General features: G+C 69.0%; 18 protein-coding genes. 14 read left to right on the forward strand and 4 right to left on the reverse strand.

All coding sequences use genetic code 11. The annotated features are described in order from the left end of the window. Nucleotides 1-120: 120 nt before the first annotated feature. From AKH00_RS01290 to AKH00_RS01325, 8 genes are all read left to right on the forward strand, one after another. Nucleotides 121-882 carry a YebC/PmpR family DNA-binding transcriptional regulator gene (locus AKH00_RS01290; RefSeq protein ID WP_050720917.1) on the forward strand — a complete coding sequence of 254 codons (762 nt, stop codon included), beginning with the start codon at nt 121-123 and terminating at the stop codon, nt 880-882. 45 nt (nt 883-927) lie between these two features. Then, nucleotides 928-1,512 (forward strand): crossover junction endodeoxyribonuclease RuvC, encoded by a 585-nt coding sequence (gene ruvC / locus AKH00_RS01295; RefSeq protein WP_050720918.1) that lies wholly within the window; start codon nt 928-930, stop codon nt 1,510-1,512. A 9-nt stretch (nt 1,513-1,521) separates the two neighbouring features. Beyond that, nucleotides 1,522-2,127 (forward strand): Holliday junction branch migration protein RuvA, encoded by a 606-nt coding sequence (gene ruvA / locus AKH00_RS01300; protein WP_050720919.1) that lies wholly within the window; start codon nt 1,522-1,524, stop codon nt 2,125-2,127. Further along, entirely contained in the window at nt 2,120-3,145 is a 1,026-nt protein-coding gene (gene ruvB, locus AKH00_RS01305) for a Holliday junction branch migration DNA helicase RuvB (protein WP_050721979.1), read from the forward strand. Before ruvA ends, ruvB begins: the two co-directional genes overlap by 8 nt. Nucleotides 3,146-3,219: 74 nt before the next feature. Continuing rightward, nucleotides 3,220-3,636 carry a preprotein translocase subunit YajC gene (locus AKH00_RS01310; protein WP_442922366.1) on the forward strand — a complete coding sequence of 139 codons (417 nt, stop codon included), beginning with the start codon at nt 3,220-3,222 and terminating at the stop codon, nt 3,634-3,636. Nucleotides 3,637-3,688: 52 nt separating this feature from the next. Next, complete coding sequence (gene secD, locus AKH00_RS01315) at nt 3,689-5,419, forward strand: protein translocase subunit SecD (protein WP_050720921.1); 1,731 nt, start codon at nt 3,689-3,691, stop codon at nt 5,417-5,419. Continuing rightward, nucleotides 5,419-6,408, forward strand: coding sequence for a protein translocase subunit SecF (secF, locus tag AKH00_RS01320; RefSeq protein ID WP_050720922.1), 990 nt, complete (start codon nt 5,419-5,421; stop codon nt 6,406-6,408). The genes secD and secF overlap by 1 nt, the downstream gene beginning before the upstream one ends. A 68-nt stretch (nt 6,409-6,476) precedes the next feature. Then, the gene (locus tag AKH00_RS01325; protein ID WP_050720923.1) at nt 6,477-8,726 is read left to right on the forward strand and encodes a RelA/SpoT family protein; all 2,250 of its coding nucleotides are present in this window, start codon (nt 6,477-6,479) and stop codon (nt 8,724-8,726) included. On the opposite strand, the gene AKH00_RS01330 is transcribed toward AKH00_RS01325, so the two are convergent. From AKH00_RS01330 to AKH00_RS01340, 3 genes are all read right to left on the reverse strand, one after another. Next, nucleotides 8,713-9,258 (reverse strand): hypothetical protein, encoded by a 546-nt coding sequence (locus AKH00_RS01330; protein WP_050720924.1) that lies wholly within the window; start codon nt 9,256-9,258, stop codon nt 8,713-8,715. The two genes, AKH00_RS01325 and AKH00_RS01330, sit on opposite strands and share 14 nt — an antisense overlap. A gap of 74 nt (nt 9,259-9,332) precedes the next feature. Then, nucleotides 9,333-10,688, reverse strand: a complete 1,356-nt coding sequence (locus AKH00_RS01335; RefSeq protein WP_235556652.1) for a DUF349 domain-containing protein — start codon at nt 10,686-10,688, stop codon at nt 9,333-9,335. A gap of 91 nt (nt 10,689-10,779) precedes the next feature. Beyond that, nucleotides 10,780-11,103, reverse strand: coding sequence for a hypothetical protein (locus tag AKH00_RS01340; RefSeq protein WP_050720925.1), 324 nt, complete (start codon nt 11,101-11,103; stop codon nt 10,780-10,782). Nucleotides 11,104-11,212: 109 nt separating this feature from the next. Between AKH00_RS01340 and AKH00_RS01345 the strand changes: the two genes are divergently transcribed. After that, nucleotides 11,213-12,544, forward strand: a complete 1,332-nt coding sequence (locus tag AKH00_RS01345) for a replication-associated recombination protein A (RefSeq protein ID WP_082297339.1) — start codon at nt 11,213-11,215, stop codon at nt 12,542-12,544. Nucleotides 12,545-12,568: 24 nt separating this feature from the next. Here AKH00_RS01345 and AKH00_RS01350 read toward each other — a convergent pair whose 3' ends face one another. Next, nucleotides 12,569-12,766 carry a hypothetical protein gene (locus AKH00_RS01350; protein ID WP_152926082.1) on the reverse strand — a complete coding sequence of 66 codons (198 nt, stop codon included), beginning with the start codon at nt 12,764-12,766 and terminating at the stop codon, nt 12,569-12,571. A 356-nt stretch (nt 12,767-13,122) separates the two neighbouring features. Between AKH00_RS01350 and AKH00_RS17935 the strand changes: the two genes are divergently transcribed. The 5 genes from AKH00_RS17935 to ruvX all read left to right on the forward strand — a co-directional run bounded on the left by AKH00_RS17935 (nt 13,123) and on the right by ruvX (nt 17,690). Continuing rightward, on the forward strand, nt 13,123-13,284 hold the full coding sequence (locus AKH00_RS17935) for a hypothetical protein (RefSeq protein WP_161804372.1): 162 nt from the start codon (nt 13,123-13,125) through the stop codon (nt 13,282-13,284). A gap of 277 nt (nt 13,285-13,561) precedes the next feature. Further along, nucleotides 13,562-14,191: a 30S ribosomal protein S4 gene (gene rpsD, locus AKH00_RS01360; protein WP_050720928.1), complete on the forward strand. Its 630-nt coding sequence runs from the start codon at nt 13,562-13,564 to the stop codon at nt 14,189-14,191. Between the two features lie 106 nt (nt 14,192-14,297). Further along, nucleotides 14,298-14,486 carry a hypothetical protein gene (locus tag AKH00_RS01365; protein WP_050720929.1) on the forward strand — a complete coding sequence of 63 codons (189 nt, stop codon included), beginning with the start codon at nt 14,298-14,300 and terminating at the stop codon, nt 14,484-14,486. 73 nt (nt 14,487-14,559) lie between these two features. Continuing rightward, nucleotides 14,560-17,220, forward strand: a complete 2,661-nt coding sequence (gene alaS, locus AKH00_RS01370; RefSeq protein WP_050720930.1) for an alanine--tRNA ligase — start codon at nt 14,560-14,562, stop codon at nt 17,218-17,220. Next, a complete protein-coding gene (ruvX, locus tag AKH00_RS01375; protein ID WP_050720931.1) occupies nt 17,217-17,690 on the forward strand; it encodes a Holliday junction resolvase RuvX in 474 nt (157 codons plus the stop codon). The genes alaS and ruvX overlap by 4 nt, the downstream gene beginning before the upstream one ends. The last annotated feature ends 1 nt before the right edge of the window (nt 17,691 follow it).

Raw genomic sequence — 17,691 nt, forward strand, 5'->3', positions numbered from 1 at the left:
TCGCGCCTGCGGACCGGCGCATGCCTGCGCCGACGTCGGTCTCGGACGGGCCGCAGTGCGGTTCGATAGACTGGACGACGCCCTGGGCCAGCCCCGGGCGGATACGACGAGCGGAGACTTATGTCCGGGCATTCCAAATGGGCCACGACCAAGCACAAGAAGGCCGTCATCGACGCGCGCCGTGCCAAGTCGTGGGCGAAGCTCATCAAGAACATCGAGGTCGCGGCCAAGCTCGGCGGAGCCGACCTGGCGGGCAACCCGACGCTGTTCGACGCCGTGCAGAAGGCGAAGAAGACCTCGGTCCCGAAGGACAACATCGACCGCGCGGTGAAGCGCGGCGCGGGCATCGGCGGCGAAGCCGTCGAGTACACCTCGATCATGTACGAAGGCTACGGACCCAACGGCGTCGCCCTCATGATCGAGTGTCTGACCGACAACAAGAACCGCGCGGCCGCAGAGGTGCGCACGGCGCTCAGCCGCAACGGCGGCACGCTCGCCGACCCGGGCAGCGTCGCGTACAACTTCAGCCGCAAGGGCGTCATCGTGGTGAGCTCCGAGGGCACGACCGAGGACGACGTCATGATGGCGGCACTCGAGGCCGGGGCCGAGGAGATCGAGCCGCACGCTGAGGGATTCGAGATCGTCACGGAGGCGACCGACCTCGTGACGGTCCGTTCGGCGCTGCAGGATGCCGGCATCGACTACGAATCGGCCGATGTCGAGTTCGTCCCGAACCTCAAGGTGGAGATCGACGCCGACACGGCGCGCAAGATCTTCCGCCTGATCGACGCCCTGGAGGACAGCGAGGACGTGCAGAACGTCTTCAGCAACTTCGACCTCACGGCCGAGGTGCAGGCCGAGCTCGAGAACGAGGACGACTAGGCGCGCCGAACCCGACGGAGGCGGCGCCCCGCCTAGCCTGGGGGAGTGACCTCCACCTCGCTTCGCGTCCTCGGCATCGACCCGGGCCTGACCAGGTGCGGCATCGGCATCGTCGACGTGGATCGCGCCCGTCGGGGAACGCTCGTGCACGTGGGCGTCATCCGGTCGTCGCCGGACGCGCCGATCGGCGAGCGCCTGGCGCTCGTCGCCGCCGGCATCCGCGAAGCGCTGGAGGTCCACCGTCCGGATGCCGTGGCGGTCGAGCGCGTGTTCGCGCAGCAGAACTCCCACACCGTCATGGGGACGGCGCAGGCGAGCGGCGTGGCGCTGCTGCTCGCCGCCGAGGCGGGGTTGCCCGCGGCCACGCACACGCCGAGCGAGGTCAAGGCCGCGGTCACCGGATACGGGTCCGCCGACAAGAAGCAGGTGCAGGCGATGATCGCCCGGATCCTGCGTCTGGACACGCCCCCGCAGCCGGCCGATGCCGCGGATGCGCTTGCGATCGCCCTGTGCCACGCGTGGCGCCGCGGGACCGCGACGTCCTCGCCGGGCGACGCTCTGACACCCGCTCAGCGCGCATGGGCCGACGCCGAGCGTGTCGCTCGAACATACGTACGATCCCGCGTCTAGGCTGGGAGGATGATCTCCTCGCTGCACGGCACGGTCCTGCACACGTCCTCCGACCACGTCGTGATCGACGTCGGCGGTGTCGGCTTCTCGGTCGCCGTGCCGGGTGACGTCGCGCACACGGCCACGGTCGGGGAGCGCCTGCAGCTGCACACGAGCCTGATCGTCCGCGAGGACGCGCTGTCGCTGTACGGGTTCGCGCAGCGTGACGAGCTCGAGATCTTCGGTCTCCTCATCAGCGTCACGGGAGTCGGCCCCAAGTCCGCGCTGGGGGTGCTCTCGCACCTCACTGTCGATCAGATCGCCGAGGCGGTGACCGCGGAGGACGACGCGCCGTTCCGCCGCGTGTCGGGGATCGGGCCCAAGACCGCGAAGCTCATCGTCGTGCAGCTCGCCGGAAAGGTGCATCCGAGCAGCCCCGTGTCGAAGCCGACAGCCGCCGGGGGGTCGGACGTGGTCGATCAGGTCGCCGCGGCCCTGGTCGGACTCGGCTGGTCGGAGAAGGTGGCGGTCGAGGCCGCAGCGCAGACGGCGGCGGAGGCGACGGATGCCGAGCGCGCGGCCGTCGCGCCGCTGCTGCGTCGCACGCTCGCGGCGCTGGGGCCGGCACGTGTCTGACGCGCGCGACGCGACCGAGCCGGTCGACGAGACCGAGCTCGCGATCGAGGGCGCGCTGCGCCCCACGAGCCTGGGTGACTTCGTCGGCCAGCAGAAGGTCCGCGGGCAGTTGCAGCTGCTGCTCGACGCCGCGCGCATCCAGAGCCGACCGCCCGACCACATCCTCCTCGCGGGTCCGCCCGGTCTCGGCAAGACGACTCTCGCGATGATCGTGGCGCACGAGAGCGAGCGTCCACTGCGGTTGTCCAGCGGGCCCGCCATTCAGCACGCCGGCGATCTGGCCGCGCTGCTCTCGAGCCTCGTACCCGGGGAGGTGCTGTTCATCGACGAGATCCACCGGATGGCGCGTTCCGCCGAGGAGATGCTGTACCTCGCGATGGAGGACTTCCGCATCGACATCATGGTGGGCAAGGGTGCGGGTGCGACGAGTATCCCGCTCGAGCTCGCGCCGTTCACGCTCGTCGGCGCGACGACGCGTTCGGGTCTGCTGCCGAACCCGTTGCGAGATCGCTTCGGGTTCACCGGGCATCTCGAGTTCTACGACGAGTCCGAGCTCGAACAGGTCATCGCCCGTTCGGCGCTCGTGCTCGGCGTCGATCTGCCCGGTGACTCGCTCGCGGAGATCGCCCGACGATCGCGAGGCACGCCCCGCATCGCGAACCGGCTGCTGCGGCGCGTGCGCGACTACGCGCTCGTGCACGGTGGCGGCGCGGCCTCGCTCGACGACGTGCGCGCCGCGCTCGAGCTGTACGACGTCGATCCGATCGGGTTGGACAGGCTCGACAGGGCCGTGCTGGATGCTCTGGTCCGGCGTTTCCGCGGGGGACCGGTGGGGCTCAGCACCCTCGCGGTCGCGGTCGGCGAGGAAGGCGAGACGGTCGAGAGCGTGGTCGAGCCCTATCTCGTGCGCATCGGTTTTCTGGGCCGCACGCCACGCGGACGGGTGGCGATGCCCGAGGCGTACCAGCATCTCGGCATCCCGCACCCGGACGGGACGCTTCGCCTCGATGACCTATAATCACTGAAGACTTCCCCCCGATAGAACTGTGCGCCCTTGGCTGGTGCGTGCACCTGAGAAAGGCGCTAGCCCTCATGCCCATGGAAATCCTCCTCTTCGGCCTCCTCGCCGTCCTCGTCGTCTTCATGTTCGTCAACGGCCGCCGCCGTCAGAAGCAGATGAAGGCCGAGCAGGAGGAGAAGGCGACCAAGACGGTCCCCGGCGTGAAGGTCCTGCTGCAGGGCGGCATCTACGGCACGATCGTGGCGTACGACCACGACGACCTCGACTCGCCGGCCCTCGTCGAGATCGCGCCGGGCACCGTCATCGAGGTCCACAGCCAGGCCATCCTCCGGATCGTCGAGCCCAAGGACCTGACCGACGGCGTCGAGGGCGTCGGCGAAGAGGCCCCCGTCATCGTGGAGGAGACTCCGGTCGTCGATGAGACTCCCGCGGTCGAGACCCCCGAGGAGACGCGTCGTCGCCTCGACAAGGACGCTGACGACAAGTAAGACCCGCCCTCGCGGCACTCGGCACTCCGGCATCTCAGAAAGCTGATCTCACGTGGCCACTTCCTCCCCGGTCCGTCACGCCTGGCGGGTCCTCCTCGGACTCCTCCTGGTGACGGGCATCCTGTTCGGCATCAACGCGCTCGGCGTCTACGTCTTCCAGAAGAGCTCCTGGGCGCCCGAGCTCGCGCTCGACCTGCAGGGCGGCACGCAGATCATCCTCAGCGCCGAGACCGAGGACGGCGCGGCGCCGTCCGCCGAGCAGCTCGACCAGGCGGCCGCGATCATCCGCCAGCGCGTCGACGCCTCCGGTGTGGCCGAGGCGGACATCACGACCGAGGGCGGCCGCAACATCGTCGTCCAGATCCCGGGCGCGGCAGACGATCAGACGCGTGAGCGCATCCAGTCGAGCGCACAGCTGCAGTTCCGCTCGGTCATCTACACCACGGCCGCCACGAACACCTTCGTGGGCGACGACGGCAACGAGACGCCGTACCCGACGCCCGACGACTCGGTGAGCGACACCCCGACCGCCGAGCCCACCGACGCGAGCGACCCCTCCTGGGTCACCGACAAGCTCATGGCGGAGTTCCAGGCGTACGACTGCTCGAACCCCGAGAACGATCCCTCCCGTGAGCCGGCCGACAAGCCGCTCATCGCCTGCGACCCGACCGGTCAGGCGAAGTTCATCCTCGGCCCGACCGAGCTCACCGGAACCGCGATCACCGACGCGCAGGCCGGACGCGACCCGCGCTCCGGCGCATGGATCGTGCAGCTGACCATGAACGCCGACGGCACGCAGGCCTTCGGCGAGGTGAGCACGCGCCTGAACCAGAACCGCCTCGCGAACCTCTCGCCGCGCGACCAGTTCGCGTTCGTGCTCGACGGATCCGTCATCAGTGCCCCGCGCATGAACGGCCAGATCCTCGACGGACGCCCCAGCATCTCCGGTGACTTCACGCAGGAGACCGCGACGACCCTCGCCGATCAGCTGAAGTTCGGCGCCCTGCCGCTCAGCTTCGAGGTGCAGAGCTCCGACACCGTCTCTGCGACGCTCGGCACCCAGCAGCTCCAGATCGGGCTGATCGCGGGGCTCATCGGCCTCGCGCTCGTCGCCCTCTACTCGCTGTTCTCCTACCGAGCTCTCGGGACGGTGATCATCGCGTCGATCGCGGTGATGGCGGTCTTGACCTACATCGTGATCTGCATCCTGGCCTGGCGTCTGGGCTTCCGCCTCTCGCTCGCGGGTGTGGCGGGTCTCATCGTGTCGATCGGATTCACCGCCGACTCGTTCATCGTCTACTTCGAGCGCATCCGAGACGAGCTGCGAGACGGCAAATCGATCACCGCGGCCGTCGAAGACGGATGGGGTCGCGCCAAACGCACGATCTACATCTCGAAGTCGATCAACGTGCTCGCGGCCGTGGTGCTGTACATCCTCGCGGACGCCACCGTGAAGGGCTTCGCGTTCACGCTCGGTCTGACGACCATCATCGACGTCCTGATCTTCGTGATCTTCACGCACCCGGTCATGCAGATCCTCGCCCGCACGAAGTTCTTCGGGGGCGGCCACAAGCTGTCCGGTCTCGACCCCGAGTCCCTCGGAGCCGTGTATCGCAGCCGCACCCAGTTCCGTGAGGTCTCCGCCGCCTCCACCGGACGCGGTGCGAAGAACGCCCGCTCGCGCGGAGAGGCCGAGCGTCGCCAGACCATCGCGGAGCGCAAGCGCGCCGAAGCACTCGCCGGTGAGAAACGCACCAGCACCGGAAGTGAGGGGGACGCGTGATGGCTTCCATGAACGAGTTCGGAAACAACCTCTACACGGGCAAGACGTCCTTCCCCTTCGTCGGCAAGCGCCGCCTGTGGTTCATCATCGCGATCGCGCTCGTCGTGGGCTCGGCCCTCGTGCCGCTCATCCGTCCGATCCAGTTCTCGATCGAGTTCACGGGTGGATCGCAGTTCACGGTGCAGGCGCCGGACACGACCGACCAGCAGACCGCGACGGACGCCGTGCAGTCGGTCGTTCCCGAGGCCGCGACCAAGGTCGTCGTGGTGAACGGCTCCGACATCCGCGTCCAGACCGACCAGATGAGCTCCGCCGAGACGCAGCAGGTCTCCGCGGCCCTGGCGGAGGCATACAAGGTGGACGCGGACGCGGTCACCTCGTCGTTCATCGGACCGGCCTGGGGCGAGAACGTCACGAAGCAGTCGCTGTGGGGTCTCGCGATCTTCCTCGCGCTGACGTTCCTGATCCTCGCGATCTACTTCCGCACCTGGAAGATGTCCGCCGCGGCCATCCTCGGTCTGCTCGACGTGCTCGTGATCACGGTCGGCGTCTACGCGCTGGCCGGATTCGAGATCTCGCCTGCCGCCGTGATCGGCTTCCTGACCATCCTCGCCTACTCGCTGTACGACACCACGGTCGTGTTCGACAAGATCCGCGAGAACACGACGGAGGACGGTGAGAAGTCCGCGCGCCTGTTCGGCGAGTCGGTCAACTTGGCCGTGAACCAGACGCTCGTCCGCTCGATCAACACCTCGGTCGTCGCGGCTCTGCCCGTCGGTGCGATCCTCTTCATCGGATCGTTCTGGCTCGGGGCCGAGACGCTCACCGACATCTCGCTGTCGATCTTCGTCGGCATCCTGGTGGCGACGTACTCCACGCTGTTCGTGGCCGCACCGCTCTACTCGCTCTTCCGCGAGAACGAGCCGCAGATCAAGGCTCGTGACGCGCGAGTGCGCGAATCGCGCGAGCGCGCAGCCGTCGAGGCCTGATCGTTCCCGCTCGGCGGGGCCGCACCCCGCCGAGCACGCGTAAGATGTTGTGATTCGGAGGTGAGCGGATGGCGGAACCGCAGACGACGTCGCAGGGATCGAGCCTGAGACGACTGGTTCCCCGCATCTTCTCCCGTGCGCCCCGGGTCAACGACCTGGACAACCTCCTCCGCACCGTCCGGGCCAATCACCCCAAGGGCGACATCGCGGTCATCGAGCGCGCATACGCGGTCGCCAAGGAGAAGCACGAGGGCCAGAAGCGTCAGAGCGGCGAGCCGTACATCACGCACCCGCTCGCCGTCGCGCAGATCCTCGCCGAGATGGGGCTCGGTCCTCGGGCCATCGCGGCCGCGCTGCTGCACGACACGGTCGAGGACACCGGGTACGCGCTGACCGATCTGACCGCCGAGTTCGGCGACGAGGTCGCGATGCTCGTCGACGGCGTCACGAAGCTCGACAAGGTCAAGTACGGCGAGAGCGCGCAGGCCGAGACGGTCCGCAAGATGATCGTCGCGATGTCGAAGGACATCCGCGTGCTCCTCATCAAGCTCGCCGACCGGCTGCACAATGCCCGGACCTGGGGCTTCGTGCCTCCCGAGAAGGCAGCCAAGAAGGCCAAGGAGACGCTCGAGATCTACGCGCCCCTCGCCAACCGACTCGGCATCCAGGCCATCAAGTCGGAACTCGAGGATCTCTCGTTCGCCGTGCTGCACCCGAAGATCTACAACGAGATCCACAACCTCATCGCACAGCGCACTCCGCAGCGCGAGAAGTACCTGGGTCAGGTCGTCGAGGAGATCGACGAGGATCTGCGCGATCTCCGCATCCGCGGCAAGGTCGTCGGCCGCCCTAAGCAGCTGTACTCGGTCTACCAGAAGATGGTCGTCCGAGGACGAGAGTTCGACGACATCTACGATCTGATCGGCATCCGGGTTCTGGTCGCCTCCGTGCGCGACTGCTATGCGGTGCTCGGAGCGATCCACGCACGATGGACGCCGCTTCCCGGTCGCTTCAAGGACTACATCGCGACGCCGAAGTTCAACCTGTACCAGTCGCTGCACACCACGGTGATCGGTCCGTCCGGTCGCACGGTCGAGATCCAGATCCGCACGCACGAGATGCACCAGCAGGCCGAGTACGGTGTCGCGGCGCACTGGATGTACAAGGAACGGATGAACGGCGGCAAGGCCGAGGTCCGCGCGGCCGACCGCGACATGGCGTGGCTCGCGCACATCTCCGACTGGCAGGCCGAGACCGCCGATCCCGGCGAGTTCCTCGACTCCCTGCGCTTCGAGATCGGCGCGAAGGAGGTCTACGTCTTCACCCCGAAGGGCCGCGTGATCGGCCTTCCCGCCGGTGCGACCCCCGTGGACTTCGCGTACGCCGTGCACACCGAGATCGGCCACCGGACCATGGGGTCGAAGGTCAACGGACGTCTCGTGCCCCTGGAGTCCGAGCTCAAGAGCGGCGACGTGGTCGAGGTCTTCACCTCCAAGAATCCCGACGCCGGCCCCAGCCAGGACTGGCTCGGCTTCGTCAAGAGCACCCGCGCGCGCAACAAGATCCGCGGCTGGTTCACGAAGGAGCGCCGCGAGGAGGCGATCGAGCAGGGCAAGGAGTCCATCGCCCGGGCGATGCGACGCCAGAACCTCCCGCTCCAGCGCCTGATGAGCCAGGACTCGTTCGCCGAGGTCGCGCATCAGCTCAAGTACGAAGACGTCTCGGCGCTCTACGCAGCGGTGGGCGAGGGACACGTCTCCACGCAGTCGGTGCTCGAGAAGGTCACCGCGCTGGTCGCCGAGAGCGATCCGCCCACGGGCGCGATCGACCTGCCGGAGCGCGTCCCCACCCGTGAAGCGCGCGCCGGAGACTCGGGCGTGCTGGTGCGCGGGGCTGCGGACATCCTCGTGAAGGTCGCGAAATGCTGCACCCCGGTGCCGGGAGACGACATCGTCGGCTTCGTCACGCGGGGGAGCGGCGTCTCGGTGCATCGTTCGGACTGCGTCAACGTCAAGGCGCTCGCGAGCGAGGAGGACCGCTTCGTCGAGGTGTCGTGGGCGCCGACGACCAAGAGCGTGTTCCGGGTGCAGATCCAGGTGGAGGCACTCGACCGCTCCGGTCTGCTCTCGGACGTCACCCGGGTGCTCAGTGAGCACCACGTCAACATCCTGTCGGCGACGGTGAGCACGACGGACGAGCGGCTGGCCCTCAGTCGCTTCGTGTTCGAGATGGGCGACGCGGTGCATCTCGACCGTGTCCTCAACGCCGTGCGCCGCATCGACGCGGTGTACGACGTGTACCGCGTCACATCGTCCTGATCCGCAGAAGGGCCGCGCGCCCTGACACCTTCCCGGGCACCCGATGCAGCGCGTCGATCGCAGCGACGGCGGCGGGCACCAGCTCGGGATCGACGGCGGCGAGCGCCGTCATCCATGCCCGGACGCCCGGGTCTCGATGGAGTGCCACGGCGAGGTCGACCATCGTGCGCAGCGGTGTCGTGGTCAGGACGCCGCCGAGCAGCATCCGATCGCTCGCATCGACGAACACGTCGTGCATGACGAGTCGGGTGGACGGCGCAGGACGGAATCGGCTGCCGATCGCCCGACTCACATGATGTCTGGCCGGGGGAGCATCCCCGGCGCCGTGGATCCATGCGGCGGTCCGACCCGAGGCCGCCGTGCCGCGGGGGATCAGGGAGGCCAGGGTCGCGGCACGTGTGGCAGGCACTTCGACGAGGTCGGCCGGGATGAATCCGTCGCCGAGGTCCACGAGGTGCCCGTCGAGCCGGGCGGCGCAGAGCTCGGCGAGCGCCAGACGACCACCCGGCAGATACAGGAGAGCGGGATGCATCACGCCAGTGTGGCGCAGTGCATCCCGCCCTTCGGTGCCGTATGGCGATTCTGTGGAGAGTCGCCCGTGGAGACTCAGCCGCCGAGCGCGTTCAGCCAGGCACGACGAGCTTCGAGGGCGTCGGCCGCTTCCTTCGCTGCCTTCTTGTCGCCGGACTTCTCAGCGGCGGCGAGTTCGGACTCGAGCTTCTCGATCGCTTCCACGAGCTGCGAGCTCATGTCGTTGGCGCGTGCCTTCGTCTCCGGGTTGTTCTTCTTCCAGTCCACGTCCTCGCGGGCCTTGAGCGCCTGCTCGATCACGCGCAGACGATCGTCGAGCGCGCGCTCCTTGTCGCGGGGGAAGATGCGGCCGATCTCGTCCCACTGGCGCTGGATGCCGGTGAGCAGCGCGCGGGCGCGCTTGATGTTGGACTCGTCGGCGACGGCCTTCGCCTCCTCGAGGAGGGCCTGGCGTGCCTCGATCTTCGGAGCCGAGTCGGCCTCCTCCGCGGCGGCCTGTTCGGCGCGGGCCGAGTACAGCGCGTCGCCGGCGGCCTTGAACCGGGCCCACAGTGCGTCGTCCGCCTTGCGGCCGGCGCGACCCGCGGCCTTCCACTCGTCGAGGAGAGTGCGGTACGCGGGGATGCCGTCCACGCCACGGGGCGCGAGAGCCTCGGCGCGCTCCACCAGGCGCGACTTCGCATCGCGCGCGGTCTTGTGGGCGTCGTCGAGCTCGGAGTAGAACGCACGGCGCGCCTTGTCGACGACGGAGCGTGCGTCGCGGAATCGCTTCCAGAGCTGCTGCGAGATCCCCTTCGACAGGCGGGGTCCGTTCTGCTGCTGAGCCTGCCACGCATCGAAGAGCTCGCCGAGCTCCGCGGTGACCTGCTTCCACTGCACCTTGGAGAGATCGCGCGCGGCGATCGCCTCGGCGCGCTCGACGAGCGCGGTGCGGTCGGCGATCGCCTGGTCCACGAGCTCCTTGGCCTGCTGCGCCTCCTGCGCGGTGGCCTCCGACAGCGACGACGTCAGGGCGTTCAGACGATCCCGGAGTCCGGCGAGGTCACCGACCGCTGCGGCATCCGTGGCCTCCTCGAGGAGGTGCCCGGCCTGCTTGACGAGGTCGCTCGCCGAGGCGCCGCCCGCGGCGTGCCGCTGCTCGAGAGCGACCACCTTGAACGCGATGTCGTCGTACTTGCGCACGAAGTAGGCGAGAGCCTCCTCCGGCGTGCCGTCGGGATACTGGCCGACGACGCGCCAGGTCTCGCCCTCGCGGACCTCGACCGTGCCGTCCTCAGCGACGCGGCCCCACTCGGCGGCGTCGGACGAGGGGGTCGGGATCGCGGCGGTGACGGGCGCCACGGAGGCGGGAGTCGGCAGCTTGCGCGGCATGGGCACGGCCGGCGGGGCCGGGACGGGCGGAGTCGGCTTCGAGGGGTCGGTGGCAGACACGTGATTCTCCTTGCGCGGACGGACCGCGGGAGGCGGAAAGGACGAGAGCCAGCCTAGTACGCCGGACGCCCCGTGATGGGGCGAGGTCGCGTCACCCCGCGGGCGTCTCGCTCGGGGCGGGCTCCTCGGCGGGCGCGGGGGAGTCGGAGGGAAGCGGCGAGTCCGTGGGAAGGGGCGCGTCGGTGGGCTCGACGCTGGGCGTCGGCTCGGGCGCCGGTGCAGTGACCTGTGCATGCACCACCTGACTGGCGACGGCCCCTCCGACGACGATGATCCCGACGATCACGGCGATCGTGTTGTCACGCACCCGCCGGCGGATCTGACGATCGTGCCACCCCGTGCGCGCGACGTGGAGCCGTGCGCGCTCCGCCTCGGTGCGCGAACGCTGTGCACCCTTGGATCCGCGTGCCGCCATGCCCTGCTCCCTGTTCCGACGCGATCGGGCGCGTCGCCAGAGAGCCTACCGCCGACCGCGCGCTCACGCGGGACACCGCAGTGTCGCCGGCCCGCGTTAGCCTGGGGAGATGACCTCCGCTGCCGCACTGCTCTCCGGGCAGACGCCCCTCGCCGTGCGCATGCGTCCGGTGTCGCTCGAGGAGGTCGCGGGGCAGAAGCACCTGCTCCGCGCAGGATCGCCGATCGTCGCTCTGGCGGATCCCGCGGCATCGTCGCCGGGAGCGGTGTCGATCATCCTGTGGGGCCCGCCCGGGACGGGCAAGACGACTCTCGCGCAGGCGATCGCCCGCTCCTCGGGACGTCGCTTCGTCGAGCTCTCGGCCATCACGGCAGGAGTGAAGGACGTCAGGGAGGTCATGCAGGAGGCGATCACCCAGCGCGACCTCTACGGCCAGACGACCATCCTGTTCCTCGACGAGATCCACCGATTCACCAAGGCGCAGCAGGACGCGCTGCTCCCGGGCGTCGAGAACGGCTGGGTCATCCTGATCGCCGCGACGACCGAGAACCCCTCGTTCTCCGTCATCTCGCCGCTGCTGTCCCGCTCGCTCCTGCTGACGCTGCAACCGCTCACCGACGACGACATCGGCGTGCTGGTCGACCGCGCCGTCGCCGATGCCCGTGGGCTGAACGGCGCGGTGTCTCTCGCGGACGACGCGCGCGCCGCCCTGATCCGCCTGGCATCCGGAGATGCGCGCCGCGCGCTCACGGGTCTCGAAGCCGCGGCGGCAGTCGCGATGTCGCAGGGTCAGGAGGGTGAGACCCCGGCGGTCAGCGCCGACGACGTCGCGCAGGCGGTCGACAAGGCGCTGCTGCGCTACGACCGTCAGGGCGACGAGCACTACGACGTGATCAGCGCGTTCATCAAGTCCATCCGCGGTTCCGACCCCGACGCGGCGCTGCACTACCTCGCGCGCATGATCGAAGCGGGGGAGGACCCGCGCTTCATCGCCCGTCGCCTGGTGATCTCCGCGTCGGAGGACGTCGGGCTCGCCGATCCGCAGGCGCTGTCGATCGCGGTGGCCGCCGCGGATGCCGTGGCGTTCATCGGCATGCCCGAGGGGCGCATCCCGCTCGCCGAGGCCACGGTGTACCTCGCGACCACCGCGAAATCGAACGCGGCCTACACGGGCATCGACGCCGCGATCGCCGATATCCGCGCCGGCGGCTTCGGTCGCGTGCCGTTGCATCTGCGCGACGCGCACTATCCGGGAGCGAAGAGGTTGGGACACGGCCGGGGGTACGTGTACCCGCACGACAGCGAGTTCGGCATCCTCCCGCAGCAGTACCTGCCGGACGAGCTGCAGGGACGGCGATACTACGAGCCGAAGAACCTCGGCGCCGAACGCGACATCTCGGCACGTCTCGAACGCATCCGTCGCATCCTCGACGGACGCTGACCCCGCGGGAAACGCGCGGGCGGTTCACCGATCGGGAAGCTCCTGCCCGTGCCATTCGATATCCCGGGTCGTCGCGGCCGCGAGCGGGACGCGATTCCGGAGCGCGGTGAGAGCGAACCCGCCGAGCAGCAGGGCATACGCGAACGACGGCATCGGATCGTCGCGGACGTGCACGACATCGCCGATGCCGCGGTCGGTTCGCCCTCGGCGGAAGAGGTTCATCACCCGGATCGGCGCGGGCGCCACGGCCCTCGCCGGTGGCGGCTGATCCTCGGGCGGGTGCGGTGCGGCGAAGAGTGCGCCGAGGTCGGCATCCGCGAGACAGTGGATGCCGCTGGTGACCCGGGGGAGTGCATTCGATGCGATGCGGCGAGACGATCGCGTCGAAGTGCGGTCTCGGGGACGGGGACATCCAGGCGCTCGAGGACCCGCATCGCCTCGTGCTCGTCGTGCAGCGCGGCGATGTCGTCGAACGATCCGGCGGCGATGCGCACGTCGGGGCATCGCCGCCGCAGCCATTCCGCCCCGCGCGCCACGAAGAAGGTCTCCTCGCAGGCCGGCACGACGAGGTGTAGGACGTGTTGGCCGCCGAGCGCGTGTCGGGGACGAACAGGGGCAGCACCGTCGCGTCGTCGACGACGATCGCGAGCATCGTGCCCCGCGCGTTCGCCACCATCGACGCCACGCCGTCCGCTGCGAGGAGCCGGATGTACACGGCGGCCGTCCGCGCGTCGGGATGAACGAATCGTGCGGGATCGAGGGCGTCGGCCGCCTCGATGCGGACCCGGACGACCTCGTGCAGGAGAGGCATCCTTTCGACCGTCCGTCGGTGCGGATGGGTGATCCACGAGTACCGGAGTCGATCTGTTAGACTAGATCGGCTCGAAACCGAGTTTTCGGGCATCTCCTCGTCCACACCACACCTTGCTGGCGCCCCGGCGTGCGCTCCAAGGCAGGACGCGGCGATACGTCCGCGAGTCGCGAAAGACGCGACCGCGTCATCGGAAGGACAGCTTCGTGACCACGAAGTCCCAGGACCGCCGCAAGGTCCGTCTCAGCCGCGCCCTCGGCGTGGCGCTCACCCCGAAGGCCGCCCGCTACCTCGAGAAGCGTCCCTACGCTCCGGGTGAGCACGGCCGCACCAAGCGCAAGGCCGACAGCGACTACGCCGTCCGTCTGCGTGAGAAGCAGCGTCTGCGCGAGCAGTACGGCATCCGCGAGAAGCAGATGCGCAACACGTTCAACGAGGCTCGTCGTCAGGACGGCCTGACCGGTGAGAACCTGGTCGAGCTCCTCGAGATGCGTCTCGACGCCCTCGTGCTGCGTTCGGGCTTCGCCCGCACCACCGCACAGGCTCGCCAGCTCGTCGTGCACCGTCACATCCTCGTCGACGGCCAGCTCGTCGACCGCCCGTCGTTCCGCGTGAAGCCGGGTCAGCTCATCCACGTCAAGCCCAAGAGCGAGGGCACCGAGCCCTTCCAGGTGGCAGCAGCCGGCGGTCACGCCGAGGTCCTGCCTCCCGTTCCCGGCTACCTCGAGGTCGAGCTCGACAAGCTCCAGGCCCGCCTGGTCCGTCGTCCGAAGCGCGCCGAGGTCCCCGTGACCTGTGAAGTGCAGCTCGTCGTCGAGTACTACGCGGCTCGCTGAGCATCAGCATTCGAGCAGAGGGCGTCGGGGTCACCCGACGCCCTCTGTCGTTTCCGCCTACGATGGAGAGACCGCGCCTCCGCGGGTCTGACACGAGGATGACGACATGAAGAACGTGCTGTGGTTCCTGATCGGCGTGATCGGCGGCTTCGTCGCGGCGCATTTCATGAACAAGGACCCGCGCGGACACGACATCCTCGCGGAGGTCGACGCTCGGATCAACGAGTTCACCGGCATCATCGGCGACGCGTACCGCGAGCAGCAGGCACGACTCACCGACCCCGCGGACGACTGACCGTCGGGCGCGCGAGCGCCGAGACGACCGTCCGCCATTCCCCACCCCGTACGCAAGGACACCCGGCACACCCATGAACACTGCGGAGATCGCGCAGCGCTACCTCGACTTCTTCGAGAAGAACGACCACCTCATCGTCCCCTCGTCCTCGTTGGTCAGCGACGACCCCTCGCTGCTCTTCACGGTGGCGGGCATGGTCCCGATGATCCCGTACCTCACCGGTGTGGTCCCGCCTCCGCACCCGCGCATCGCCGATGTGCAGAAGTGCATCCGCACCAACGACATCGAAGAGGTCGGCCGCACGGCTCGCCACGGCACGTTCTTCCAGATGCTCGGCAACTGGTCGTTCGGCGACTACTTCAAGGAAGGCGCGATCCGCTACGCCTGGGAGCTGCTGACGAGCTCCGAGACCGACGGCGGACTCGGCTTCGACGAGAAGGACCTCTGGGTCACGGTCTACGAGACGGACGACGAGGCCGAGGCGATCTGGCGCGACATCATCGGTCTGAAGCCTGAGCGCATCCAGCGCCTGGGCCGTGCCGACAACTACTGGAACACGGGTCAGCCCGGCCCCGGGGGACCCGACTCGGAGATCTTCTTCGACCGCGGTCCGTCCTACGGCAAGGACGGCGGGCCCGCCGCTGACGACACCAGGTTCCTCGAGATCTGGAACCTCGTCTTCATGCAGGACTTCATCGAGAACATCCGCGGCAAGACGGATTTCGACATCGTCGGCGAGCTGCCGATGAAGAACATCGACACCGGCATGGGCCTCGAGCGCGTCGCCTTCCTCAAGCAGGGTGTCGAGAACATGTACGAGATCGATCAGGTGCGTCCGGTGCTCGACCGCGCCGTCGAGCTCTCGGGCCGTCGCTACGGCGCCGTGCACGAGGACGACGTGCGCTTCCGGGTGATCGCCGACCACGTCCGCTCGTCCCTCATGCTGCTGTCGGACGGCGTCCGCCCGTCGAACGAGGGCCGCGGCTACATCCTCCGCCGTCTCATGCGGCGAACGGTACGCGCCATGCGCCTCCTGGGCGTCGACGAGCCCGCATTCCCCGAGCTCTTCGCGGCCTCTCGCGACGCCATGAAGTCCGCGTACCCGGTGCTCGAGAGCGACTGGGCGACGCTGTCGTCCGCCGCCTTCGCCGAGGAGGAGACGTTCCGACGCACGCTCGCCCAGGGGTCGACCATCCTCGACCTCGCCCTGGACGACACCAAGAAGAGCGGATCGACGGCCCTCAGCGGTCGCGAGGCCTTCCTGCTCCACGACACCTACGGATTCCCGATCGACCTGACGCTGGAGGTCGCCGAAGAAGCGGGTCTCGAAGTCGACCGTGCGGCGTTCGACTCCCTCATGAAGGAGCAGCGGGATCGTGCCAAGACCGACGCCCGCAACCGCAAGCGCCAGCTCGCGGACGTCTCGGTGTACCGCGACCTTCGGGCGCTCGGCGAGACGGGCTTCGACGGCTACACCGAGCTCGAGGTCGACTCTCGCGTGCTCGGCATCCTCGTCGACGGCCAGGTCGTGCGTTCGGCCGCCGAGGGACAGATCGCCGAGATCGTTCTCGCCGAGACCACGCTCTACGCGGAGTCCGGTGGACAGGTCGCCGACAAGGGCGTGATCGTCGGCCCCGGCTACGAACTCGAGGTCCTCGACGTGCAGAAGCCCGTGCCGGGCCTCATCAGCCACACGGTCGAGGTGACCCGCGGCTCCGTCTCGGTCGACGATGCGGCCACCACGGTCGTGGACGCCGCGAACCGCCGCGCCGCGCGCCAGGCCCACTCCGCCACGCACCTCGTGCACGCGGCGCTCCGCGACACGCTCGGCCCGACCGCCACCCAGTCCGGATCGCTGAACCGTGCGGGGTACATGCGGTTCGACTTCGCATGGTCGCAGGCGCTGTCGACCGACACGCGCTCCGAGATCGAGGAGATCACGAACCGAGCCGTCAACGACGCGCTCGAGGTCACGACTCGCATCGTCACGCTCGATGAGGCGAAGGACGCCGGCGCCATGGCGCTGTTCGGCGAGAAGTACGGCGATGTCGTGCGCATGGTCGACATCGGCGGCCCCTGGTCGCGTGAGCTCTGCGCCGGCACGCACGTGACCTCGAGTTCCGAGATCGGTCTGGTCAGCCTCGTCGGCGAGTCGTCCGTCGGCGCATCGAATCGCCGCATCGAGGCGCTGGTCGGGCAGGACGCCTTCCGCGAACTCGCCGCCGAGCGTGCGCTCGTGTCGCAGCTCACCGCATCCCTCAAGACGCCGCGCGATCAGCTCGCCGAGCGCATCGCGGACCTGTCGTCGAGCCTGAAGGCCGCGGAGAAGCGCATCGCGCAGTTCGAGGCCAAGGAGCGCGCCGGCCAGGTGCCCGCGATCGCGGACGCGGCCTCGCGCGTGGGCGCCTATCGCGTCGCTGCCCAGTCGCTCGGGGACGCCGCTTCGGCCGATGACGTGCGAGAGCTCGTCCTCGGCGTGCGCGAGCGTCTCGGCTCCGATCCCGCCGTCGTGGCCCTCGGAGCGGTCGTCAACGGTCGACCGGTCGTCGTCGTCGCGACGAACGACGCCGCCCGCGCGGCCGGCGCGAAGGCCGGAGCGCTCGCGAAGCGCGCTGCATCCGTGCTCGGCGGTGGCGGCGGGGGACGCGACGACGTCGCTCAGGGCGGGGGGACGGATGCTGCGGCGCTGTCCGCCGCGCTCGAGGCCGTCTCTCAGGAGCTGCAGGCAGCGTGACGGGCTTCCGCCGCGGGGTTCGCCTCGGGATCGACGTCGGCCGGGCACGGATCGGCGTCGCGCGATGCGACCCCGACGGCATGCTCGCCGTGCCGGTGGAGACCGTGCCGCGCGACGATGCGGCGATCGACCGGATCGCGCAGATCGCCGCCGAGTACGAACCGCTCGAGATCGTCATCGGTCTGCCGGTGAACCTCCGCGGCGCGGACACGGCGTCGACCACCGACGCGCGCGAGTTCGCGGCGGCGATCGAGGCGCGCGTGGGCACGCCGGTGAGGCTCGTCGACGAGCGGCTCAGCACGGTGACCGCACACGCCGCATTGAGATCTTCGGGCAGAACCCAGAAGAACTCTCGTAGCATTGTGGATCAGGTCGCCGCCGTGGTCCTGCTGCAGCAGGCGATTGATACGGAGAAGAGCATGGGAAACCCGCCCGGCTCCACGATTCCGCTCGACGAGGAGTCCCCCTGAC

The sequence above is a fragment of the Microbacterium sp. GCS4 genome (assembly GCF_001262495.1).
In the GTDB taxonomy this organism is placed as follows: Bacteria; Actinomycetota; Actinomycetes; order Actinomycetales; family Microbacteriaceae; genus Microbacterium.

What these genes read in the sequence shown, in the direction of transcription:
- AKH00_RS01290 (WP_050720917.1), top strand. Translation starts at nt 121, where the DNA reads ATGTCCGGGCATTCCAAATGGGCCACGACCAAGCACAAGAAGGCCGTC.
- ruvA (WP_050720919.1), top strand. Translation starts at nt 1,522, where the DNA reads ATGATCTCCTCGCTGCACGGCACGGTCCTGCACACGTCCTCCGACCAC.
- AKH00_RS01310 (WP_442922366.1), top strand. Translation starts at nt 3,220, where the DNA reads ATGCCCATGGAAATCCTCCTCTTCGGCCTCCTCGCCGTCCTCGTCGTC.
- secF (WP_050720922.1), top strand. Translation starts at nt 5,419, where the DNA reads ATGGCTTCCATGAACGAGTTCGGAAACAACCTCTACACGGGCAAGACG.
- AKH00_RS01325 (WP_050720923.1), top strand. Translation starts at nt 6,477, where the DNA reads ATGGCGGAACCGCAGACGACGTCGCAGGGATCGAGCCTGAGACGACTG.
- AKH00_RS01330 (WP_050720924.1), bottom strand. Translation starts at nt 9,258, where the DNA reads ATGCATCCCGCTCTCCTGTATCTGCCGGGTGGTCGTCTGGCGCTCGCC.
- AKH00_RS01340 (WP_050720925.1), bottom strand. Translation starts at nt 11,103, where the DNA reads ATGGCGGCACGCGGATCCAAGGGTGCACAGCGTTCGCGCACCGAGGCG.
- AKH00_RS01345 (WP_082297339.1), top strand. Translation starts at nt 11,213, where the DNA reads ATGACCTCCGCTGCCGCACTGCTCTCCGGGCAGACGCCCCTCGCCGTG.
- AKH00_RS01350 (WP_152926082.1), bottom strand. Translation starts at nt 12,766, where the DNA reads ATGAACCTCTTCCGCCGAGGGCGAACCGACCGCGGCATCGGCGATGTC.
- AKH00_RS01365 (WP_050720929.1), top strand. Translation starts at nt 14,298, where the DNA reads ATGAAGAACGTGCTGTGGTTCCTGATCGGCGTGATCGGCGGCTTCGTC.
- alaS (WP_050720930.1), top strand. Translation starts at nt 14,560, where the DNA reads ATGAACACTGCGGAGATCGCGCAGCGCTACCTCGACTTCTTCGAGAAG.